The following is a 20,966-nucleotide window of genomic DNA, read 5'->3' as shown; positions in this document are numbered from 1 at the left end:
CAACATAGCGCCTCGGTTTGGCTTTCCACTGCAACCTCCCATTCGGCCGCCAACGCGGCCATCAGTTCAGCTGCACCCGCTGGCCCCAGGGTACCTCACCGCGCCCCTTGACCAGCCAGATCACCGGGTAGGGCGGCTCAGACTCGGGGAAGGCGCCTTGCGCATCGGTGAAATACACCAGCAGGTCTGGGCTCAGTCCCTGCGCATCGACCCATTGGAACACCGGCCTGAAGTTGGTGCCACCACCGCCGATGAGATCGCGCGGACGCTCGAAACGCTCCCAGGGCTCGAAGCGAAACGGTGCGCCCGGTGCAAGTGCGCTGTCACAAGGCAGTAGTGTGACCTGCGCCTGGACCTGCGCCTTGAGGGCGTCGATCTCGTCGATGAACTCCTGCACCTCAGCGTCCTTGATCGAGCCAGAGGTATCGACCGCGACGATCAGATCGATGCGTTGGCTGCGCAGGCTGGGCAGGATGTGCTCACCCTCGCGGCGCGATGGCCGCGACCAGCTATAGTCGTGGCGTGAGAGGGCGTTCATGTAGCGCGCCAGCAGCATCCGCCAGGGCAGCTGCGGCTGCAGCAGATGGTCGATCATGCGCTTGAGCTCGCCGCCTAACCGACCAGCCTGCATCGCCTGTTGAGCGGCGCCGGCCATGCGCTGCTGCCACTGCACCTGCAGGGTTTCTTGCTCATCCGGGGTCAGTGGTGGTGGCGCGGTGCTGGCATCGGGGATGGGCTCGGCCTCTTGCCTGCCATGATCGGGTCGACTGCGGGGCTCGTTTGCTTGCTGGCGCTGATCCTGCCCCTGAGCCTGACCCTGGCCCTGCTGGGGCTGACCCTGACTTTCCCCCTGGTCCTGCTGTCCTTCGCTGGCGTTGCTCTGGCGCTGCTGATCCTGGAGATCGCGCTCATCCATCCCCGCATGCTGACCTTGGCCCTCGGCATCACGATCGTAGGCATGGGTGTCGAGGGTCTCCGATTGATCGTTGTCGTCGAGCAGCGGATAGATCTCCTCGGCGGTCATGCCCTTGTACATCGGCATCAGCAGCGCGTTTGGCGGCGGCTTCAGACCGTCATCGACCAGTAGCGGGTTGATGGCGTAGTCGCAGGCCAGGTCCCAACGGTGCTTGACACGGTGTTGCCGGCGCGCGAAGTGGGAGAGGGCGCAGTGCAGCGCCTCATGCGCGAGCATGAACTGGGTCTCGTCCAGGGACAGGGCGTCGATGTATTCGGGGTTGTAGTAGAAGGCGCGGGCGTCGGTGGCCGTGGTTGGGCACCAGTCGCTGTTGGCGGCCTGCATCGGCAGACGCAGCACCAGGGCGCCGAGAAAGGGCTTGTCCAGAATCAGCCGCGTCCTCGCAGACGAGAGCTTGGTCTCGATCGCGTGCAGGTCCTGAGCGTCGAGACCGGGCGCGACCTCGCTTGGACAATACCCTTGGGGATGGGTGTGGATGTCGCCGATGAAATCTGCAGCCATGGAGGTCCTGGTTCGAGCGGTTACCGTGAAACAAGCGCGAGTTATAGAGCATGACGTCCGCGATGGCATTGGCCCAGTCGGCGAAGGCCGGCACTTCGAACAGCTCGCTGCCGATGGCGCGGTGCAGATCGGACACCAGCATCACACCCATCTCGCGCTGCGGGAAGCGCTCGGCATAGACCAGGATGTTGCCGATCAGGGTCTGCTGTTCGGCGCTGCCGCGGGCGCGGATCGCCTTGCCGACCAGGGCTGCTGCGACGGCGTACTGAAGATCGATCTCGCTCGGTACAGGGACCGTCTCACCGCGACAGATGGCGTCAAGATCGGGCATCTGATCGATGCTAGCGACGAAGGCGGACAGCTCGATGCCCGCAGCAGGGCCGACACAGGCCTGCAGTGTGCCCTGCAGCAGCTGCGGATCATCCTGAAACTTCTGCAACGCGCGGTGAGCGAACTCCCAGGAACGTGGCGACGGAAAGGCGACCGGATTATGGGCGGGGTCGAAGTCGAATAGGAGCTCGGGACGGAAGCGCAGGAAGCCGATGATGCGCTCATCGATCCCCTTGTGGTAGGCCCAGGCCACCCAGTCATCGAGGTGTGTGTCGACCTCGAAGTGTGAAAAGCGGTTTGCCAGCGGTGCCGGCATGCTGTAGGTGACGCCGCGGTCGCCTTGCCGATTGCCAGCGGCGAAGATCGCCCAATGGTCGGGGACCTGGTATTCGCCCAGTCGGCGATCGAGGATCAATTGGTAGGCCGCGGCAGAGACGGCAGGAGGGGCTGAGGTGATTTCGTCCAGGAAAAGGATACCGGCCTCGCCGTGTCGCTCTTTGCTCGGGAGCAAAGCGGGGATCGCCCACTCCACATGCTGGTCGACCCGAAAGGGAATGCCGCGCAGATCGCTGGGCTCCATCTGCGAGAGCCGGATGTCGATCATAGGGACCTGATGACGCTCGGCGACCAGCGCGATCATCTGTGACTTGCCGACCCCTGGCGGCCCCCAGAGCATGACCGGCGTATGATGCCCCTCGGCGGCGCTAGTGAGCTCGCGCTCGAGAACGGATAACAACTGAGCGGGACGCATAATCGAGGGGTCTCCTATCGTCAATTCAGACTCGGTGCCGCTGGACTTGGTGCTAGTGCTTGGTGCTGCTCGGCGCTGCTGGGGCGGATCTCGCGACCATGAGACCCTCCCAACCAATACCACTGCTCTCACAGGTTGGGTTGTCCGACTGGCAATCGCAAGCGGGGTGCCTGCTCCGTGTTCTCAGCCGGTGTCTTCAGCTGCTATCGGCAGCCCGCGGCGCGAGGCCGATCCAATCGGCTCAAGTGCTGGTATGTATTAGAAAGAAGCGGTATTCTTATCCGTTAAGCCAGATTTGGGTGAATGCGCGTTGTGGAGACCCCCTGCGCGCGAGGCGCTTCGGCAACCGGTCCGAGGAGCTCCCGTCAAGGGCTTGTCTCAGGCGGCTGCCGGACGCTCGATCGCAGTCGCAACCAACAAGATTTGCAACCGAATCTCAATAGCTGACCGGAGAGTGGACAATGAACCAATTCTACTATGACGCTGTCACCAAGATGGAGCAGCTCGGCGTCGACGACGAGTACATCCAGGGCTGGCAATGCGGCTTCCTGCAGAACCCGAAGCGCGAGGAGCAGCGACTCACCGAGGCCTACGAGGCTGGATATACCGATGGCGAGGAGAAGAGCACCGACAACTTCTCTAAGTGGGCCAAGGGCTAAGCAGAGCCATCAGCATCGACCGGCAGCTGCCGGTCGTCTCGGTATGAGGCGGGCCTCAGAGCCGCCGCTATCCCTTGTGGGCGTTGCAAGGCGGGGCTTCCCGCCTTCTTTGTCGATCCTGGTGGAATGGCCTTACTAGATCGAATAGGCGGGAACAATTTGCGGGTACCGAGTCCTGATGGCGGATAATAGCTACCTCAAAGACCTGGTGCTGCTGCGTAACGACCCGAGCACCGTGCAGCGAGTTCGCGACGCGGCAGCGCTCGGCGAGGTTGATGCCTTCTACGCGCTCGGTCTCATCTACGCTGAGGGCCGCGGTGTCACGATCGATCTGGCGCAAGCGCACTACTGGCTCTCGCTGGCGGTCGACCGAGGCGATCGAGACGCCGAGCTGTTGCGTAACGTCGTTGGCAGCCAGATGACCGACGACGAGTACCAGGCGGCTAAGCGATTGCGCGCCAAGCCCTCACTTCAGCTGGTCGATTCCGACTAGGCATGGCCTCATCCGGCCTTTAGTGCTATTTTTGCGTGTTTTCTCGGTGCTGCCGGCACCATCGCCGGAGGACAACAATGCAAGTATCGGTCGAGGCCGGGGACGGTCTCACACGTCGTTTGAAGGTCGAGCTTCCTGCTGAGGATATCGAGCAGGAGATCGAAAAAAGGTTACAGAATTATGCGCGCTCCGCGCGCCTGCCAGGCTTTAGGCCGGGCAAGGTGCCTATGCGCATGCTGCGTCAGCGCTACGGCGACTCGGTGCGGATGGAGGTGTTTGGCGAGCGCGTCGAGACAAGTTTCCCGCAAGCCGTCGCTGAGGCTGAGCTACGCCCCGCGGGGCGTCCGGAGATTGAGCCTGACCTTGACCAGTCTGCCGGTCGCTATGCCTATGTTGCTGAGTTTGAGGTCCTGCCCGAGGTGACGCTGACCTCACTCGAAGGTCGCTCCTTGGTTCGGCCGCAGGTCGAGGTGACCGACGCCGATGTCGAGGAGACGATCGAGCGCCTGCGCCAGCAGCGCAAGCGTTGGCAGGGGGTTGATCGAGCGGCAGTGACGGGTGACCGCATCGTGGTCGATTTCGAGGGTCAGATCGACGGTGAGGCCTTCGAAGGCGGTCGCAGCGAGGGGGTTCAGCTCGAGATCGGGGCTGGCCGCTTCATCCCCGGCTTCGAGGAGCAGCTCATCGGCGCAACAGCCGGCGAGCAGCGCAAGCTGGATGTGACCTTCCCGGAGGAGTATCCACAGCAAGCCCTGGCCGGAAAGCCGGCCCAGTTCGAGGTGACGGTCAAGACCGTTGAAGAGCCGGTGTTGCCGGAGATCGACGCCGAGCTCGTCGCTGAGTTCGGCGTCGAAGACGGCGATCTCGAGCGTTTCCGCTCTGAGGTGCGCTCGAACCTTGAGCGCGAGCGCTCGGAGCGGGTCAAGGCTCGGGTTAAGAACCAGGTGATGGATCTGTTGCTGGACGCCAATCCGATCTCGGTGCCCGAGGCGCTCATCACCGAGGAGATCGAGTCGCTGCGACAGCAGATGACTCAGAACCTCGGCGGCGGATCGGAGATCAAGCTGCCCGACGAGATCTTTGCCGATGACGCCCGGCGACGGGTTGCGCTCGGTCTTGTTGTCGGAGAGCTGGTGAAACAGAATGAGCTGTCGCCGGATGACGAGCGCGTGCGCGCGACCGTTGAGGAGATGGCCGCAACCTATGACGACCCGCAGGCCGTCATCGACTATTACTATGCTGATCGTCGACGATTGGCAACGATCGAGTCCGTTGTGCTCGAGGACCTGGTTGTCGAGCATGTGCTCGAGCAGCTCGAAGTCACCGATGAGTCCATCAGCTTCAGTGAGCTGACATCCCAGCAGTGAGCGCGGTTTTCGCTGATCTCCTAACGCTGATCTCCTAATTAAGCTGAGCCCCAAATGACGATGAACATCGACAACGCCGATCGGCGCCCCGATCCGCATGCGCTAGGACTGGTCCCCGTGGTGGTTGAGCAAACTGCTCGCGGCGAGCGCTCCTTTGATATCTTCTCCAGGCTCCTCAAGGAGCGAGTCGTCTTCCTGGTTGGCCCGGTCGACGATCATGTGGCCAATCTCGTCTTGGCCCAGCTGCTGTTTTTGGAGTCGGAGAACCCCGATAAAGACATCCACTTCTATATTAATTCGCCTGGCGGCTCGGTGACCGCTGGCTTGGCCATCTACGACACCATGCAGTTCGTTCGCCCGGAGGTCAGCACCATGTGCGTTGGCCAGGCGGCGAGCATGGGCGCGCTCTTGCTCGCCGGCGGCGCCGCTGGCAAGCGCTTCTGCCTGCCGCATTCGAGGATCATGATTCACCAGCCGCTCGGGGGCTTCCAAGGGCAAGCGAGCGACATCGATATCCACGCGCGGGAGATCCTGCACGCGCGCGAGCAGCTCAACAAGATCTTGTCGCATCATACCGGGCAGCCCATCGAGCGTATCGCCGACGATACCGAGCGTGACCGTTTCATGGGCGGTGAGGATGCGGTCGCTTACGGGCTGATCGACAAGGTGCTTGATGCGCGCTCCAAGCCTGCCGAGTGAGACCGGGGCGGCCTCGATTTTGGCGTTGGTCACCTGTTCGGAGTTGGTAACCTGCTTGCAATGACCTATATCCTGACGCAGGTCTAGATGCGCGGTTGCCATCTGGCCTTGACAGGTTATGATCGAGCAAAGTCAGGTGGCCCACCGTGTCAAGCCTGCCCATCCTATTGCCTTCCGGCCCCGCAGCGCCTATCCCGGAGAGATGATCTATGAGCGGAAACACCCATGGAAAGAGCGATGAAGGAAAGCTTCTCTATTGCTCGTTCTGCGGCAAGAGTCAGCACGAGGTGCGCAAGCTGATCGCGGGTCCGTCGGTCTTCATCTGTGACGAATGCGTCGAGCTTTGCAACGACATCATCCGGGAAGAGATGCAGGAGGGCCTCGGCGAGGCCACCAGTCGCCTGCCGAAGCCGCGCGAGATCAACCTGTCGCTTGACGAGTTTGTGATCGGCCAAGAGAACGCGAAGAAGGTCCTCTCGGTCGCGGTGTACAACCACTACAAACGTCTCGAGGTCTCGGATGCCAAGGAAGATATCGAGATCTCAAAGAGCAATATCCTACTGATTGGACCGACTGGCTCCGGCAAGACGCTACTGGCTGAGACCCTAGCGCGTCTTCTCAATGTGCCCTTTACCATTGCCGACGCGACGACCCTCACCGAGGCGGGATACGTCGGTGAAGATGTCGAGAACATCATCCAGAAGCTGCTGCAGAAGTGTGACTACGATGTCGAGAAGGCACAGAGCGGCATCGTCTATATCGATGAGATCGATAAGATCTCGCGCAAGTCCGATAACCCCTCGATCACGCGCGACGTCTCGGGCGAGGGTGTCCAGCAGGCGCTGCTGAAGCTCATCGAAGGCACGATCGCCTCGGTCCCGCCGCAGGGCGGGCGCAAGCATCCGCAGCAGGAGTTTCTGCAGGTCGACACCAGCAACATCCTATTCATCGTTGGCGGCGCCTTTGCCGGGCTCGACAAGGTGATTCGGGAGCGCTCGAAGAAGACAGGCATTGGCTTCTCGGCCGAGGTTCACAGCAAGAGCGATGATCGAGCCATTGGCGAGCTGCTGAGTCACGTCGAGCCGGCGGACCGGCTCCGCTAGGGCCTGATCCCCGAGGTCGTCGGCCGGTTGCCGGTGAGGGCGACCCTCGAAGAGCTGGATCAAGCGGCACAGATTCGCATCCTGACCGAGCCCAAGCACGCCTTGACCAAGCAATATGCGCGGCTGTTCGAGATGGAGGGTTGCGAGCTCGAGCTGCGCGATGATGCGTTGCGGGCCATTGCCACGAAGGCGATGGAGCGCAAGACCGGCGCTCGCGGTCTGCGCACCATCATGGAGCAGGTGCTGCTCGATACCATGTACGACCTGCCCTCGATCGATGATGTCAGTAAGGTCGTCGTCGATGCATCGGTGGTCAATGGCGAAAGCCCGCCCCTGATGATCTACGATGGTGGCGAACAGCCACGCGTTGCCTCCTCCGACTGATAGCGCCACGCCGAAGCGGCCTCAGCCCCGAGCGCGTCGAGCTTGGCTGCGCTCGCCGACGGCTCTGCGACCGCATCGAGCCTCAGTCTCACCGCGATCGATTGAACCGCTTTGATGCTGCCCTAACCTCCCTCTCAGTAGGGCGTTTATGCCAAACCCGCCTTCTCGACCCCCACCATCAGGCCAGACGCTGATCGGGTCGAGGGGCGTTAGATCACGAGCACAGCAATATGGGCAAGATTGACTCGGACCCTAAAGTCCTCGACGCACGGGAATCAGGTCAGGCCATTCCAGTGCTACCGCTACGCGACGTCGTCGTGTATCCGCACATGGTGATTCCACTCTTCGTCGGTCGCGATAAGTCGATCAAGGCGCTCGATGCGGCCATGACTAGCGATAAGCAGATCCTGCTGGTCGCGCAGAAGAATGCCGATGTCGATGATCCCTCGGTCAAGGACCTGCATGAGATCGGTACCCTGGCCAACGTGCTGCAGCTGTTGAAGCTTCCCGATGGGACGGTCAAGGTCCTGGTCGAGGGCCATCAACGCGCGAAGGCGAGCCGCTATCTCTCGACCGCAGACGCGTTTAGCGCGACGGTCGCACCGCTTGCCGAGACGCTCGAGGCCGACGAGCGTGAGCAAGAGGTCCTGATGCGCTCGGCCGTGGCGCTATTCGATCAGTACGTGAAGCTGAACAAGAAGGTGCCGCCAGAGGTGCTCACCTCGCTGGCGAGCATCGACGAGGCCAGCCGCCTGGCCGATACCATGGCGGCACATATGTCGCTGAAGCTCGACGAAAAGCAGCATGTGCTCGAGATGGTCGACGTGCAGCAGCGCCTCGAGCATCTGATGGGCCTTATGGAGTCGGAGAACGACATCCTCCAGATGGAGAAGCGCATCCGCGGTCGTGTCAAGCGGCAGATGGAGAAGAACCAGCGCGAGTACTATCTGAACGAGCAGATGAAGGCCATCCAGAAGGAGCTCGGTGAGCTCGAGGATGCGCCCAACGAGCTTGAAGACCTCGGCAAGCGCATCGAAGAGGCTGGGATGCCCAAAGACGTAAAGGAGAAGGCGAACGCCGAGCTGAACAAGCTGAAACTGATGTCGCCGATGTCAGCCGAGGCGACGGTTGTCCGCAATTACATCGACACCCTCGTCTCGGTGCCTTGGAAGAAGCGCACGCGTATCCGCAACGATGTCAGCGTTGCTGAGAAGGTTCTGGATACCGATCACTACGGGCTCGAGAAGGTCAAGGAGCGCATCACCGAGTACCTGGCCGTGCAGCAACGGGTGCGCAAGCTCAAGGGACCGATCCTCTGTCTGGTCGGTCCGCCGGGCGTCGGCAAGACCTCGCTCGGGCAATCAATCGCGCGTGCGACCAATCGCAAATTCGTGCGCATGTCCCTGGGTGGCGTCCGTGACGAGGCCGAGATCCGCGGCCATCGGCGTACCTACATCGGTGCACTGCCGGGTAAGATCATCCAAAATCTGTCCAAGTCTGGTTCGCGCAACTCGTTCTTCTTGCTCGACGAGATCGACAAGATGGCGATGGACTTCCGCGGTGACCCGGCCTCGGCGCTGCTCGAGGTGCTGGACCCGGAGCAGAACCACACCTTCAACGACCATTATCTCGAGGTCGACTTCGATCTCTCCGAGGTGATGTTCGTCGCCACTGCCAATACGCTGAATATCCCCCCAGCGCTGCTCGACCGCATGGAGGTGATCCGTCTCTCGGGCTACACCGAGGACGAGAAGATCAACATCGCCGAGCGCTATCTGATCCCGAAGCAGATGAAAAACAACGGGCTCAAGCGCGGTGAGCTGACGATCCGCGAGGCTGCGCTGCGTGATCTGATCCGCTACTACACCCGCGAGGCCGGTGTGCGGAATCTCGAGCGCGAGATCTCGAAGATCTGTCGCAAGGTGGTCAAGGAGATCCTGGTCAAGAAGCGCGAGAACAGCATCACCGTCACGGCCAAATCCCTGGACAAATACCTCGGTGTCCGCCGCTTCCGCTTCGGCCTTGCCGACGAGCACGATCAGGTGGGCCAAGTCACTGGTCTGGCCTGGACCGAGGTCGGGGGCGAGCTCCTGCGCATCGAAGCGGCCTTGGTGCCCGGCAAGGGCAAGTTCACCTTCACCGGGCAGCTTGGCGATGTGATGCAGGAGTCGATCCAGGCAGCGCTGACGGTGGTGCGCGCGCGTGCCGACTCGCTTGGCATTGATCCCGATTTCCATCAGAAGTACGACATCCACATCCATGTGCCTGAGGGGGCGACGCCGAAAGACGGGCCCAGTGCTGGCGTGGCGATGGGCACCGCCTTGGTGTCGGCGCTGACCAACGTGCCAGTGCGCTCGAGCGTCGCGATGACCGGTGAGATCACGCTGCGAGGAGAGGTGCTGCCGATCGGCGGCCTGAAGGAGAAGTTGCTCGCTGCGCATCGGGGTGGGATCGTGCAGGTGCTGATCCCGCACGAGAACGAGCGTGATCTGGTTGAGATTCCGAAGAACATCAAGCAAAGCCTCGACATCCGGCCGGTGCGCTGGATCGATGAGGTGCTCGAGCTCGCCCTTGCGGCCCGCCCGGCGCCACGCTCGGAAGAAGAGGATGCCCCGCAAGAGGCAGCACCTCCAGTCGAGGACAGCAAGAAGCCCGAAGCCGGCATTCGCACCCATCACTGAGGGGGCATAATGGTCTGGCATTCACGGCTCGAGTGCCGTGAATGCTCGCCGAGCAGGCGAATCTGCGGGTAATTAGGTTGACACCTCTTGGGTCCTACTTAACAATCCGGCCTCAGGATGAGGCGAGCTCGTTGCTGCCAGCATGGTTGCGGGTCGGGCGGTTGACGCTCCGATCCGCGGTATTTTTGTAATAACGACAGTTGGCTCCAAGGTCCGGGGCCAAAACAGGGGGGCCCAAATGAATAAATCAGAACTTGTTGACGCGATGGCCGAGGCGGCGGACATCCCAAAGTCGGCGGCAGCGCGTGCCCTAGATGCGCTCACTGACTCCGTCGCAGCAACACTCAAGAACGGCGATTCTGTGTCGATCATCGGCTTTGGGACCTTCACGGTGAAGGAGCGTGCCGCAAGAACCGGACGCAATCCTCAGACTGGGGCCACGATCCAGATCGCTGCCTCAAAAAACCCGACGTTTAAGGCTGGTAAAGCGCTCAAAGACGCGATACAATGATCGCTTCGTTTGGGGCTACATCGTCGATGTTGCACTGACGAAGTCGCGACCCCGAAGATATGTCGGCTGCCTTTCGAGCAAGCCTCCAGTTGGAGCCTGTTCATCCGGGGTGCTTAGCTCAGCTGGGAGAGCATCGCCCTTACAAGGCGAGGGTCGCAGGTTCGATCCCTGCAGCACCCACCAACCAGAACATCCCTGGTTGTGAGGTCCCTGACGATGACGATGAGGCCTAGGGGTCGACATAACAATTTTGTGGAGTGGTAGTTCAGTTGGTTAGAATACCGGCCTGTCACGCCGGGGGTCGCGGGTTCGAGTCCCGTCCACTCCGCCATCTCTTCGATACGGGGTATCCAGGCTGGGTACCCCGTTTTCATTTGTCCTGTCATTCCCGCGCACGCTGAGTCCTACGAGTTATGTTGCAGGAGATTCGAGAACGCGCACAGGGTTGGGTTGCCTGGGCCATCGTCATCCTTATCACGATCCCGTTTGCCTTCTGGGGCATCGACTCCTACTTCGGCGGCGGTGCTGAGTCTGTCGTTGCGACTGTGAACGGCACTGAGATCACCGAGCGCGCCTTCAACCAGAATGTCAACCGCACTCGCATCCAGCTGCGGGACCGGTTAGGCGATGCCTATGATCCGGCCCTGTTCGATGACCAACGGATTCGCGAGCAGGTGTTCGAGCGGATGATCCGCGAGACCTTGCTCTTGGCCGAGTCTGAGGCCATGGGGCTGCGGACCTCCGATCAGGCGATTCGTGCCGCGATTCTTAGTGAGCCGGCCTTCCAGCAGGATGGCGCCTTCTCCAACGCGCAGTACGAGCGGGTGCTGCAACTGCAGGGGCTCACGCCGGCGGCCTATGAGGCATCCCTGCGCAGCGAGCTGTTGGTCACTCAGCTTCCCCGTGCGATCCGAGAGACGGCATTCGCCACGGACGCTTTAGCCAAGCGAAGCGCGAGTCTGGTGCATCAAGAACGAAGAGTATCCTACGTCAGCGTGCCAAGTGCGTCCTTCGAAGACGCCGTCGAGCCGCCAACCGATGCGGCCATTGCTGCCTACTACGACGAGCATCCGAATCAGTTCGCAACGTCGGAGCAGGTGAGGATTAGTTATCTCTTGTTGGATGCCGATGAGCTCTCCGCACCAGCTCAGGGGATCGACGAGGCGAGCCTGCGTGAGCAGTATCAGCTGCGGCTCGAGGAGTTTACAGCGCCGGAAGAGCGGGAGGTTCGCCATATCCTGCTGACTGTCGCCGCCGATGCCGATCAGTCCGTGCTCGACGAGACGCGAGAGCGCTTGCAGGCGATCCAACAGCGCATCCGCGGCGGCGAGCCCTTTGCAGAGGTCGCCACCGAGGTCTCCGAAGATCCTGGCAGCGCTAGTCAGGGCGGCGACCTTGGCTGGGTTGCCCGAGGTACGCTTGATCCCGCCTTCGAGCAGGCGGTCTTTGCGCTCGAGCCCGAGACCCTGAGTGAGCCGGTCCGCAGCCGCTTCGGCTACCACCTGGTTGAGGTCTTGGATGTCCGTGGCGGCGAGCCGCAGCCTTTTGAGGCGGTGAAAGACGAACTGATTGCTGATCTCGGTAGCGGCGGTGCCGAAAGCGTCTTCTTTGAGCAAGCCGAGCAGCTGGCCACGCTGACCTATGAGTCGCCGGATAGCCTGATCCCTGCGGCAGAGGCCCTGGGTCTCGAGGTCCGGCTCAGTGAGTGGATCGATCGCAGCGGTGGCGAAGGTGTCTTTGCCAATCCACGCGTGGTTGCTGCCGCCTTCAGTGAGGAGGTGCTTGAGCTTGGCAATAACAGCGCGCTGCTTGAGCCCGATCCCGACGCCCTGCAGGCATTGGTGCTGCGTGTCGCCGAGCATCATGAGCCCTCGGTGAAGCCGCTTGATGAGGTGCGCGATGAGATCGTCACCGTGCTCAAGGCGCAGCAGAAGGCCGAAGCGGCTCAGGATTCAGCCGAGGCGATCGTCGCCGAAGTCGAGGCTGGACAGGCTCTCGCTGAGGCCGCGCAGGGCTTCGAGGTGGTTGAGGCAGGGGAGGTCGACCGATCCGCGCCGGGGCGGCCCCTCGAGGTCACCCAGCTCGCCTTTTCGCTGCCTCGGCCGGCAGCCGGAGACGATCTGAGCGTTGGCAGCACCAGTGCAAGCGATTCTGGGGACGCCTTTGTTGTGGTCGTTTCTGAGGTGAATGACGGTGATCCGAACCAAATCGACGAGGCCGAGCTCGAGGCTGAGACAGGCATGCTCACGCGCTCGCTAGCGTCTGCCGATGTCGATGCGGTGCTCGCGGCGATGCAGGCGCGTGCGAAGATCGAGCGCAAACCGCTGGTGACGGACGAGCCGTTCTAGACGGAACGCCGATCAACCGCAGAACGCGCCGATGAGATGGCTCCAAGGCAATTGCTTCGGAGAGACGGTCAAGGCGAGAAGGCCGATGTCGCCGATGGGTGAAGCGGGGATTGGCTGCAGGGGATTCGCTGACACGGCTTGGACGTTCGCCCTCATCCTAGAGAGCTGGGATCGAGCTCCGGGGTCGAGCTCCTCTCCTTGAACGATGGCAGGGTCCGAACGACCGCGGCCGGAACCCGGTTGCCCGGACCCGGTTGCCTGAGCGCTCAGCCGAGGCCGAGGATGTGGTAGCCGGTGTCGACGTAGAGCACGTCGCCGGTGATGCCTGATGCCAGATCGGAGCAGAGGAAGGCACCGGCGTTGCCGACCTCTTCGATGGTGACATTGCGTCGCAGCGGCGTGCGCTCTTCAACCTGTTTCAACATCGAGCGGAAATCAGCGATGCCAGCGGCCGCCAAGGTGCGGATAGGCCCGGCTGAGACGGCATTGACCCTGGTCCCTTCTGGACCGAGCGATGCGGCCAGATAGCGCACGTTGGCCTCCAGACTGGCCTTAGCGATCCCCATCACGTTGTAATTCGGCACAGCGCGCACCGCGCCGAGGTAGCTCATGGTCAGGATAGCGCTATTGCGCCCTTGCATCAGCGGTCGTCCCGCCTTGGCGAGCGCGGCGAGGCTGTAGGAGCTGATATCCTGGGCGGCGGCGAACCCCTCGCGCGTAACGCTGTCGACATAATCACCCTCGAGCTGATCCTTAGGTGCGAAGGCGATGGAATGCACGATGCCATCGAGCCCATCCCAGTGCTCGCCAAGGGCGGCAAAACAGCTATCGATCTGCTCATCGCTCGAGACGTCGAGCGGCAGGACGAACTCGGCGTCACACTGGGATGCCAGGTCCTCGACCCGGCCCTTGAGCTTCTCGCCCTGATAAGTGAAGGCCAAGGTCGCGCCCTCGCGATGCATGGCCTGGGCGACGCCCCAGGCGATCGAGCGATTGCTAGCAACCCCGGTGACGAGGATACGTTTCTCGGACAAAAAGCCCATAGAGTCTCTCCATGCGGATATGATGGGGGCAGATAGTATTCTCTCTCAGACAGGCGCTGCGCGGTGAGCGGCCTCAGGATAGCGCGCCGCTTCGTCGCCGCTAGCGCTGGCCGTTGCTGTCGGCTCTGGCCCTGCTACGGCCAATGTCCTGGCAACGCTTGAATCTGCCGATGTTTGAAACGGTCCCTAACGTTACCGAAACTCAGCCCGCGCGGGAAGCATCGATGGTGCGCGCGTGCCGTTCCTGGCTCCTGCCGATGGTCGTGCTGCTGTCTCTCAGCGCCTGCGGTGAGCCGCCCTGGAACAATCCCTATCCCGAGTCACAATCGGGTGAGAACATCCTCTACGGCGCCTTTACCGAGCGCCCCAAGCATCTAGACCCAGTGCGCTCGTACAGTTCGAACGAGTATGCCTTCATCGCGCAGGTCTACGAGCCGCCACTGCAGTACCACTTCCTGAAACGCCCTTACGCCCTTGTCCCGCTCACCGCTCAGGCGCTCCCCGAGGTCCGCTACTTCGACGCAAACGGAGACCCTCTGCCGGCAGATGCTGATCCGGCGCAGATTGCAGTCAGTGAGTATCTGATTTCGATCACCCCGGGCATCAACTATCAACCGCATCCAGCCTTCGCAAAGGACGATGATGGCCTCTACCGCTATCATCAGCTCGATGCACAGAGGGCCAGTCAGCTCAATGCCTTGAAGGATCTGCCCGAAACCGGTGCCCGCGAGCTGGTCGCCGAGGACTACGTGTATCAGATCAAGCGCCTGGCGACGCCCTGGCTGCACTCGCCGATCGCGAGCCTGATGAGTGACCACATCCTTGGGTTCAGCGAGCTGAGCGAGCGGATCGACGCAGCGGCGCCCGAGCCCGTGAACGGCGAGCGACTGTTCTTCGATCTTCGTCAGATCCCGTTCGAGGGTGCCGAGGTCGTGGATCGTTACCGCTATCGGATTCGGCTCGCGGGTCGCTACCCGCAGTTCGTCTACTGGCTGGCGATGCCGTTCTTCGCGCCCATGCCCTGGGAGGCCGAGGCCCTCTATGGGCAGATCGGGATGCGCGAGAACAACCTCAGCCTCGACTGGTACCCCGTCGGGACAGGACCGTTCATGCTCAGCGAGAACAATCCGAACCTGCGTATGGTGCTCGCGCGCAATCCGAACTTCCATGGCGAGCGCTATCCGAGCCAAGGCATGCCAGGGGACCAAGCCGCTGGGCTGCTCGCCGATGCCGGCAAGCCATTGCCGTTTATCGATCGGGCCATCTACAGCCTCGAGCAGGAGAGTATCCCGTACTGGAACAAGTTTCTGCAGGGCTTCTACGACAGCTCGGGCGTGAGCTCGGACGCCTTCGATCAGGCCATCCAATTCGATGCCGCAGGCGAGGCTGGCCTCACCGATGAGATGCGTCAGCAGGGCATCGAGCTGGTCACCGCGGTGCAGACCTCGATCTGGTACATGGGCTTTAACATGCTTGATCCGCTGCTCGGCGGCGACTCCGAGCGTGCGCGGTTGCTGCGCCAGGCAATCAGCATCGCGGTCGACTTTGGCGAGTACATCTCGATCTTCGCCAACGGGCGCGGCGTGCAGGGGCAAAGCCCGCTGCCGCCTGGGATCTTCGGACACCGCGAGGGCGAGGCCGGCATCAACCCCTATGTGTTCGACTGGGAGGACGGCCGCGCAGTACGCAAGCCGATCCACGAGGCCAGGGCGTTGCTCGCCGAGGCCGGCTATCCGGACGGCCGAGATCCAGAGACCGGCCGTCCGCTGACGATCTACTATGAGGCCATGGACGCGGGACCGGGCGGCAAGGCGCGGCTGAATTGGATGCGCAAGCAGTTCGCCAAGCTCGGCATCGAGCTGGTCGTGCGTGCGACGGACTACAATCGCTTCCAAGAGAAGATCCGCAAAGGCACTGGTCAGGTCTTCATGTGGGGTTGGAACGCCGACTACCCGGACCCCGAGAACTTCTTCTTCTTGCTCTATGGACCGAATCGTAAGGTCGATGGCGGCGAGAATGCGGCCAACTACCAGAACCCGGAGCTCGATGCGCTATTCGAGCAGATGAAGAACATGGAAGATGGACCTGAGCGTCAGCAGGTGATCGACCGGATGAATGCGATCCTGCAGCATGACGCGCCCTGGTCGTTCGGCTTCTATCCGAAGGCCTTCAGCCTGCACCACCAATGGCTTCAGAATGTGAAGCCGAACCTGATGGCCAATAACACCCTCAAGTACCGTCGACTCGATCCCGCCCGGCGCGAGCAGCTGCGTGAGCGCTGGAACCCGCCGGTACTCTGGCCGATCGGGGCCTTGGTGGTGATCTTGATCGTCGGTGCGATCCCAGCGCTGATCGTCGCGCGTCGGCGCGAGCGGAGTCGAGCCCGATGAGCGCGTATATCCTGCGCCGCCTCCTCTATGCGCTGCCGATCCTGGTCGGCGTGAACCTGATCACCTTCCTACTGTTCTTCATCGTCAATTCGCCCGACGATATGGCGCGGATGCAGCTTGGCGACAAACGGGTCAGTGAAGAGGCCATCCAGACCTGGAAGGCCGAGCATGGCTATGACAAGCCGCTGCTCTACAATGCGCAGGCCGCAGGTGTTGGCAAGGTCACCGAGACCATCTTCTTCGACAAGTCCTTGAAGCTGTTCGCGCTCGACTTCGGTCAGTCTGACAGCGGCCGCGATATCGGCTTCGATATCCGCCAGCGCATGTGGCCGAGCTTGGCAATCGCGATACCGACCTTATTAGTCGGGCTGGCGATCAGCGTCAGCTATGCGTTGATGATCGTGTTCTTTCGTGCCACCTATATCGACTTCGGAAGTGTCGTGTTGTTGGTGGCGATGATGTCGATCTCTGGGCTCTTCTACATCATTGGCGGCCAGTTCTTGATCGGCAAGCTGTTTCACCTGGTGCCGATCTCGGGCTATGACCGTGGGCTCGAGGCCTTGAAGTTCTTGATCTTGCCGGTTGTCGTCGGCGTCGCCGCTGGGATCGGCAGCAGCACGCGCCTGTACCGAACCTTCTTCCTCGAGGAGATCAATCGCGACTATGTGCGCACTGCGCGTGCCAAGGGCCTGCGCGAGCGTGCGGTCCTATTCCGCCATGTGCTGCGCAATGCGCTGATTCCGATCCTCACCGGGGTGGTCGCGGTGCTGCCGCTGCTGTTCATGGGGGCCCTGATCATCGAATCCTTCTTCGGCGTGCCTGGCCTTGGCAGCTATACCATCGATGCGATCAACCGACAGGACTTCTCGATCGTACGTGCGATGGTCTTCCTCGGCTCGGTGCTCTATATCATCGGTCTGATCATGACCGACATCTCTTACACCCTGGTCGACCCCAGGGTTCGGCTGTCTTGAGGGCGCGCCCGTGCCGGTCATCCTGATCACCGATGCCCTGATCTTCGTGCTGCTCGCAGTCGGTGTCGGCTTCGGGGTCTATGCCGCGCGGCATGAGCATCTGCGCGGGCCTTGGCTCCAGGTGGGTCGCTCTCCGGTCGGCGTCGCCGCGCTGGTGGTGATCCTGTTCTACGTTGGCATTGGGCTGCTCGATTCGCTGCATTTTCATCCGCGTATCGAGCCGATTGCAGCAACCGATGGTCCGTCCGCTGCCGATGATCAGGCCGTTGTCGCCACCGGTGCGCAGACCGCAGCTGCTGACGCCAACGATCAGCGCGCGGGCGACCAGGATCAGCCCACTCAGGATCATCTCAAAGATCAGGTCGCGAGCGGCGACGCCGAGCACTCGGAGGCCTCCGCAAGCGCGACGCCGACCTACTCGACCCAGATCATCTCGGTGCTGGATCTCTGGCTCAGCGACCTGCGCGCGCGCCAGGAGAAGACCTTCTCGGCACCATTTGCGACCCAGCTGTTCGTCAAGGAGGCAATCGAGCAGCCTGACGGCAGCGTGATCCGCGACTATCCGCAGCTCGAGCATGGCGGGGCGCACCTGACTGAGCCCGCGCAACGCGGTGTCGATATCGCGATCCGCGGCCTCTTTGGCATGGTCAAAGGGCTCATTGCCTGGACCGCGCTGATGACTGTGCTGATCGCCGTGCTTGGCTGGCGCTGGCGACAGTCCTTTAATGACAGCGCACAGGCGATCTGGCGCGGCGAGACCGAGCTGCCCTGGCGGGTCGGGCTGATGACGTTGGCGCTGATGCTGGTGCTCAGCTTCGTGGCCGCCGAGTTGGCGGCCAAGTACCATATCCTTGGCACCGACAAGGTCGGCGAGGACGTCTTCTACCAGAGCCTCAAGAGCATCCGCACCGGCCTCGTAATCGGCACCTTGACGACCTTGGTGATGCTGCCGGCGGCGGTGATCCTAGGCATCATGGCGGGCTACTTCGGCGGCCGCACCGACGATCTGATCCAGTACCTCTATACCACGCTGAGCTCGATCCCAGGCGTGCTGTTGATCGCGGCCGCGATCCTGATGCTGCAGGTCTACATGACCAATCACGCGGATCAATTCCAGAGTCTGGTGGAGCGCGCCGATCTGCGCCTGCTGTTCCTTTGCATCATCCTCGGAGTGACCAGCTGGACTGGACTCTGCCGACTGCTGCGAGGTGAGTCGCTGAAGCTGCGCGAGGTCGACTATGTGCAAGCAGCGCGCTCACTGGGCGTGCGGCATTCAACGGTGATCGGCCGCCATATCCTGCCGAATGTGCTGCATATCGTGATGATCACGCTGGTCCTTGACTTCAGTGGCCTGGTGCTGGCCGAAGCGGTGCTCTCCTACGTCAACATCGGCGTCGATCCGACCATGAATAGCTGGGGCAACATGATCAACAGCGCTCGGCTCGAGCTGGCCCGCGATCCTGTTGTCTGGTGGTCGCTGGCCGCGGCTTTCGTGTTCATGTTCACCCTGGTGCTGGCGGCCAATCTGCTCGCCGATGTGGTTCGGGATGCCTTCGATCCGCGGCTAAGGAGCGCTGCATGAGCCTGCTTCAGATCCATGCCCCCTTGATCCACCGCCTTGGCCTGTCTCAATGAGCGACGTCTTGCTGCAACTCTCGGAACTCAGGGCACAGCTCGGCAGCGGCGAGCGGCCGGTGCGCGTCTGTGACGGGGTCGGCTTCTCGATCCGCCGTGGCGAGACGCTGGCGCTGCTCGGTGAATCCGGCTGTGGCAAGTCGATGACGGCCTTGGCGCTGATGCGTCTGCTGCCGCTCTCCGGCCGGATCACCGGCGGCTCGGCTCGGCTTGACGGCACCGAGCTGCTGGATCTGACCGAGCGCGAGATGCGCAGCGTCCGCGGTGGACGCATGGCGATGATCTTCCAAGAGCCGCAGACCTCATTGAATCCGGTGCTTAAGGTTGGCGAGCAGATCGCCGAGGCGATCCGTTTGCACCAGCGTCTGCCGAAGGCGGCGGTTGCGGAGCGGGTCGTTGAGCTGCTGCGCTCGGTGGGCATTCCCGACCCGGTGCAGCGCGCGGGCGAGTTCCCCCACCAGCTCTCGGGTGGGATGAAACAACGGGTGATGATCGCGATGGCGCTCGCCGGCGACCCGCAGCTGCTGATTGCCGATGAGCCAACCACCGCCCTCGATGTCACGATCCAAGCCCAGGTGCTGCAGCTGCTCAAGGGGCTGCAGGCAGAGACCGGGATGGCGGTGCTCCTGATCACCCATGATCTTGGGGTGGTCGCCGAGACCGCCGACCGGCTCGCGGTGATGTATGCCGGGCAGATCGTCGAGGAGGCCAGCGTCGATGCCTTCTTTGCCGCGCCAGCGCATCCCTACAGCCGCAAGCTCATGGAGAGTGTGCCGAGTGCGAGCAAGCGCCACGGTGAGCTCGCGGTGATCCCAGGGCGGGTCCCGCCCTTGGATCAGCCCTTCGTCGGCTGTCGCTTCGCCGATCGCTGTCCCCGGGTCATGGCGGCCTGCCGCCAGTCGCCGATCGGCTGGTTTCAGTCTAACCTCGAGCAGCAGGTGCGCTGCCTGCTCTGGGCCGAGGGACCGGCGCGGTTTCGGGAATCGGAGGTTGGCTTGGCGCCCGGCCCCGCCGAGGCGATGCCTGGTGTCAGCGCTTCGGCGGGGCCGACTGAGGCGGGGCTCGACTCCAACGAGCAGGCATTGCTCGCCGTTGATGGGCTCGAGGTGCACTTTCCGGTCCAGCGCGGGTTGTTTCGCCGCACGGTGGATCAGGTCAAGGCCGTCGACGGTGTCGACCTGCGCTTGAAGGCGAGCCAGACCTTGGCCCTGGTTGGCGAATCCGGCTGCGGCAAGACGACCGTTGGTAAGGGCATCCTGCAGCTTGAGTTACCCACAGGTGGCCAGGTGCGCTACAAGGGTGTCGATCTCGCTGCGATCCGAGCCGGGCAGATGCGACGCTACCGCAAGGACCTGCAGATCATCTTTCAAGATCCCTTCGCCTCGATGAACCCTCGCATGCTGGTCGGTGATATCGTCGGTGAGGGCCTGCAAGCGCTTGGGATCGAGAAGGGTCGGGTAGCAAGGCGGAGGCGAGTGGCTCGGCTGCTGGATCAGGTCGGCATCGGCGAGCAGGCCATGGATCGCTATCCGCACGAGTTCTCCGGTGGTCAACGGCAACGCATCTGCATCGCCCGGGCACTGGCTGTTGACCCCAAGCTGATCGTCTGCGATGAGCCCACCAGCGCCCTGGACGTCTCGGTACAGGCGCAGATCCTGAATCTGCTCAAGGGATTGCAAGATGAGCTCGGAATCAGCTACCTGTTCATCACGCACGATATCTCGGTGGTCGCCTATCTGGCGCATGAGGTCGCGGTGATGTATCTCGGTCGCATCGTCGAGCAGGGCACTGCGACCGAGGTGCTTGATGATCCCCGCCATCCCTATACCCAGGCCCTGCTTTCGGCAGTGCCGATGATGGACAAGACCGAGCGGCGCCAGATCATCCGGCTCGAGGGGGATATGCCGTCACCGGTCGCGCCTCCGTCCGGCTGCCACTTCCACCCCCGCTGTCCACAGGCAATCGGGGTCTGCTCGGCGACCTATCCAGACTGGGTTCGGCTGAGCAAGACACAGAGCGCGCGCTGCCTTCGGGTCGATGCTGAGCCTTGACAGCGGGTGCGGGCGGGGTAGCCAAAAACAGAGCTCGAGCAGCAATTAGACCCGAGATCGCAAAGACACC

General features: G+C 62.3%; 12 protein-coding genes, 2 tRNA genes and 3 pseudogenes. 14 read left to right on the top strand and 3 right to left on the bottom strand.

All coding sequences use genetic code 11. The features are described 5' to 3' along the window. Positions 1-61: 61 nt before the first annotated feature. A complete protein-coding gene (locus ACY693_RS00450) occupies positions 62-1,477 on the bottom strand; it encodes a vWA domain-containing protein (RefSeq protein ID WP_462319852.1) in 1,416 nt (471 codons plus the stop codon). 43 nt (positions 1,478-1,520) lie between these two features. Then, positions 1,521-2,558 (bottom strand): annotated as a pseudogene (locus tag ACY693_RS00445) (AAA family ATPase); the annotation flags it as partial. A gap of 461 nt (positions 2,559-3,019) precedes the next feature. Here ACY693_RS00445 and ACY693_RS00440 point away from each other — a divergent pair. The 10 genes and pseudogenes from ACY693_RS00440 to ACY693_RS00395 all read left to right on the top strand — a co-directional run bounded on the left by ACY693_RS00440 (position 3,020) and on the right by ACY693_RS00395 (position 12,803). After that, positions 3,020-3,217, top strand: a complete 198-nt coding sequence (locus ACY693_RS00440) for an Alvin_2107 family globule sulfur oxidation protein (RefSeq protein WP_462319851.1) — start codon at positions 3,020-3,022, stop codon at positions 3,215-3,217. Between the two features lie 178 nt (positions 3,218-3,395). Then, positions 3,396-3,710 (top strand): sel1 repeat family protein, encoded by a 315-nt coding sequence (locus ACY693_RS00435; protein WP_462319850.1) that lies wholly within the window; start codon positions 3,396-3,398, stop codon positions 3,708-3,710. 77 nt (positions 3,711-3,787) lie between these two features. Beyond that, positions 3,788-5,077, top strand: a complete 1,290-nt coding sequence (tig, locus tag ACY693_RS00430; RefSeq protein ID WP_462319849.1) for a trigger factor — start codon at positions 3,788-3,790, stop codon at positions 5,075-5,077. 60 nt (positions 5,078-5,137) lie between these two features. Further along, the gene (gene clpP, locus ACY693_RS00425; protein WP_462319854.1) at positions 5,138-5,776 is read left to right on the top strand and encodes an ATP-dependent Clp endopeptidase proteolytic subunit ClpP; all 639 of its coding nucleotides are present in this window, start codon (positions 5,138-5,140) and stop codon (positions 5,774-5,776) included. Positions 5,777-5,985: 209 nt separating this feature from the next. Continuing rightward, positions 5,986-7,263, top strand: a pseudogene (gene clpX / locus ACY693_RS00420) (ATP-dependent Clp protease ATP-binding subunit ClpX). 230 nt (positions 7,264-7,493) lie between these two features. Further along, positions 7,494-9,843, top strand: a pseudogene (gene lon, locus ACY693_RS00415) (endopeptidase La); the annotation flags it as partial. 339 nt (positions 9,844-10,182) lie between these two features. Further along, entirely contained in the window at positions 10,183-10,455 is a 273-nt protein-coding gene (locus ACY693_RS00410) for an HU family DNA-binding protein (RefSeq protein WP_462319848.1), read from the top strand. A 107-nt stretch (positions 10,456-10,562) separates the two neighbouring features. After that, a tRNA-Val gene (locus tag ACY693_RS00405) sits at positions 10,563-10,638 on the top strand. Between the two features lie 71 nt (positions 10,639-10,709). After that, a tRNA-Asp gene (locus tag ACY693_RS00400) sits at positions 10,710-10,786 on the top strand. Positions 10,787-10,868: 82 nt separating this feature from the next. Then, positions 10,869-12,803: a SurA N-terminal domain-containing protein gene (locus ACY693_RS00395; protein WP_462319847.1), complete on the top strand. Its 1,935-nt coding sequence runs from the start codon at positions 10,869-10,871 to the stop codon at positions 12,801-12,803. 266 nt (positions 12,804-13,069) lie between these two features. On the opposite strand, the gene ACY693_RS00390 is transcribed toward ACY693_RS00395, so the two are convergent. Next, positions 13,070-13,846, bottom strand: coding sequence for an enoyl-ACP reductase FabI (locus tag ACY693_RS00390; protein WP_462319846.1), 777 nt, complete (start codon positions 13,844-13,846; stop codon positions 13,070-13,072). Positions 13,847-14,070: 224 nt separating this feature from the next. Here ACY693_RS00390 and ACY693_RS00385 point away from each other — a divergent pair, with 224 nt between their 5' ends. Genes ACY693_RS00385 through ACY693_RS00370 form a run of 4 tightly spaced genes read left to right on the top strand, consistent with a single transcriptional unit; the run spans position 14,071 to position 20,896 of the window. Beyond that, positions 14,071-16,236 (top strand): ABC transporter substrate-binding protein, encoded by a 2,166-nt coding sequence (locus ACY693_RS00385; protein ID WP_462319853.1) that lies wholly within the window; start codon positions 14,071-14,073, stop codon positions 16,234-16,236. Continuing rightward, positions 16,233-17,210, top strand: coding sequence for an ABC transporter permease (locus ACY693_RS00380; RefSeq protein ID WP_462319845.1), 978 nt, complete (start codon positions 16,233-16,235; stop codon positions 17,208-17,210). The genes ACY693_RS00385 and ACY693_RS00380 overlap by 4 nt, the downstream gene beginning before the upstream one ends. A gap of 10 nt (positions 17,211-17,220) precedes the next feature. Then, positions 17,221-18,792 (top strand): ABC transporter permease, encoded by a 1,572-nt coding sequence (locus ACY693_RS00375; RefSeq protein ID WP_462319844.1) that lies wholly within the window; start codon positions 17,221-17,223, stop codon positions 18,790-18,792. Positions 18,793-18,841: 49 nt separating this feature from the next. Then, positions 18,842-20,896 (top strand): ABC transporter ATP-binding protein, encoded by a 2,055-nt coding sequence (locus ACY693_RS00370; protein WP_462319843.1) that lies wholly within the window; start codon positions 18,842-18,844, stop codon positions 20,894-20,896. The last annotated feature ends 70 nt before the right edge of the window (positions 20,897-20,966 follow it).

This window comes from Halochromatium sp. (assembly GCF_054919635.1).
Note: the sequence above shows the minus strand (reverse complement) of the source record. Positions and strands in the feature narration are given on the sequence as shown.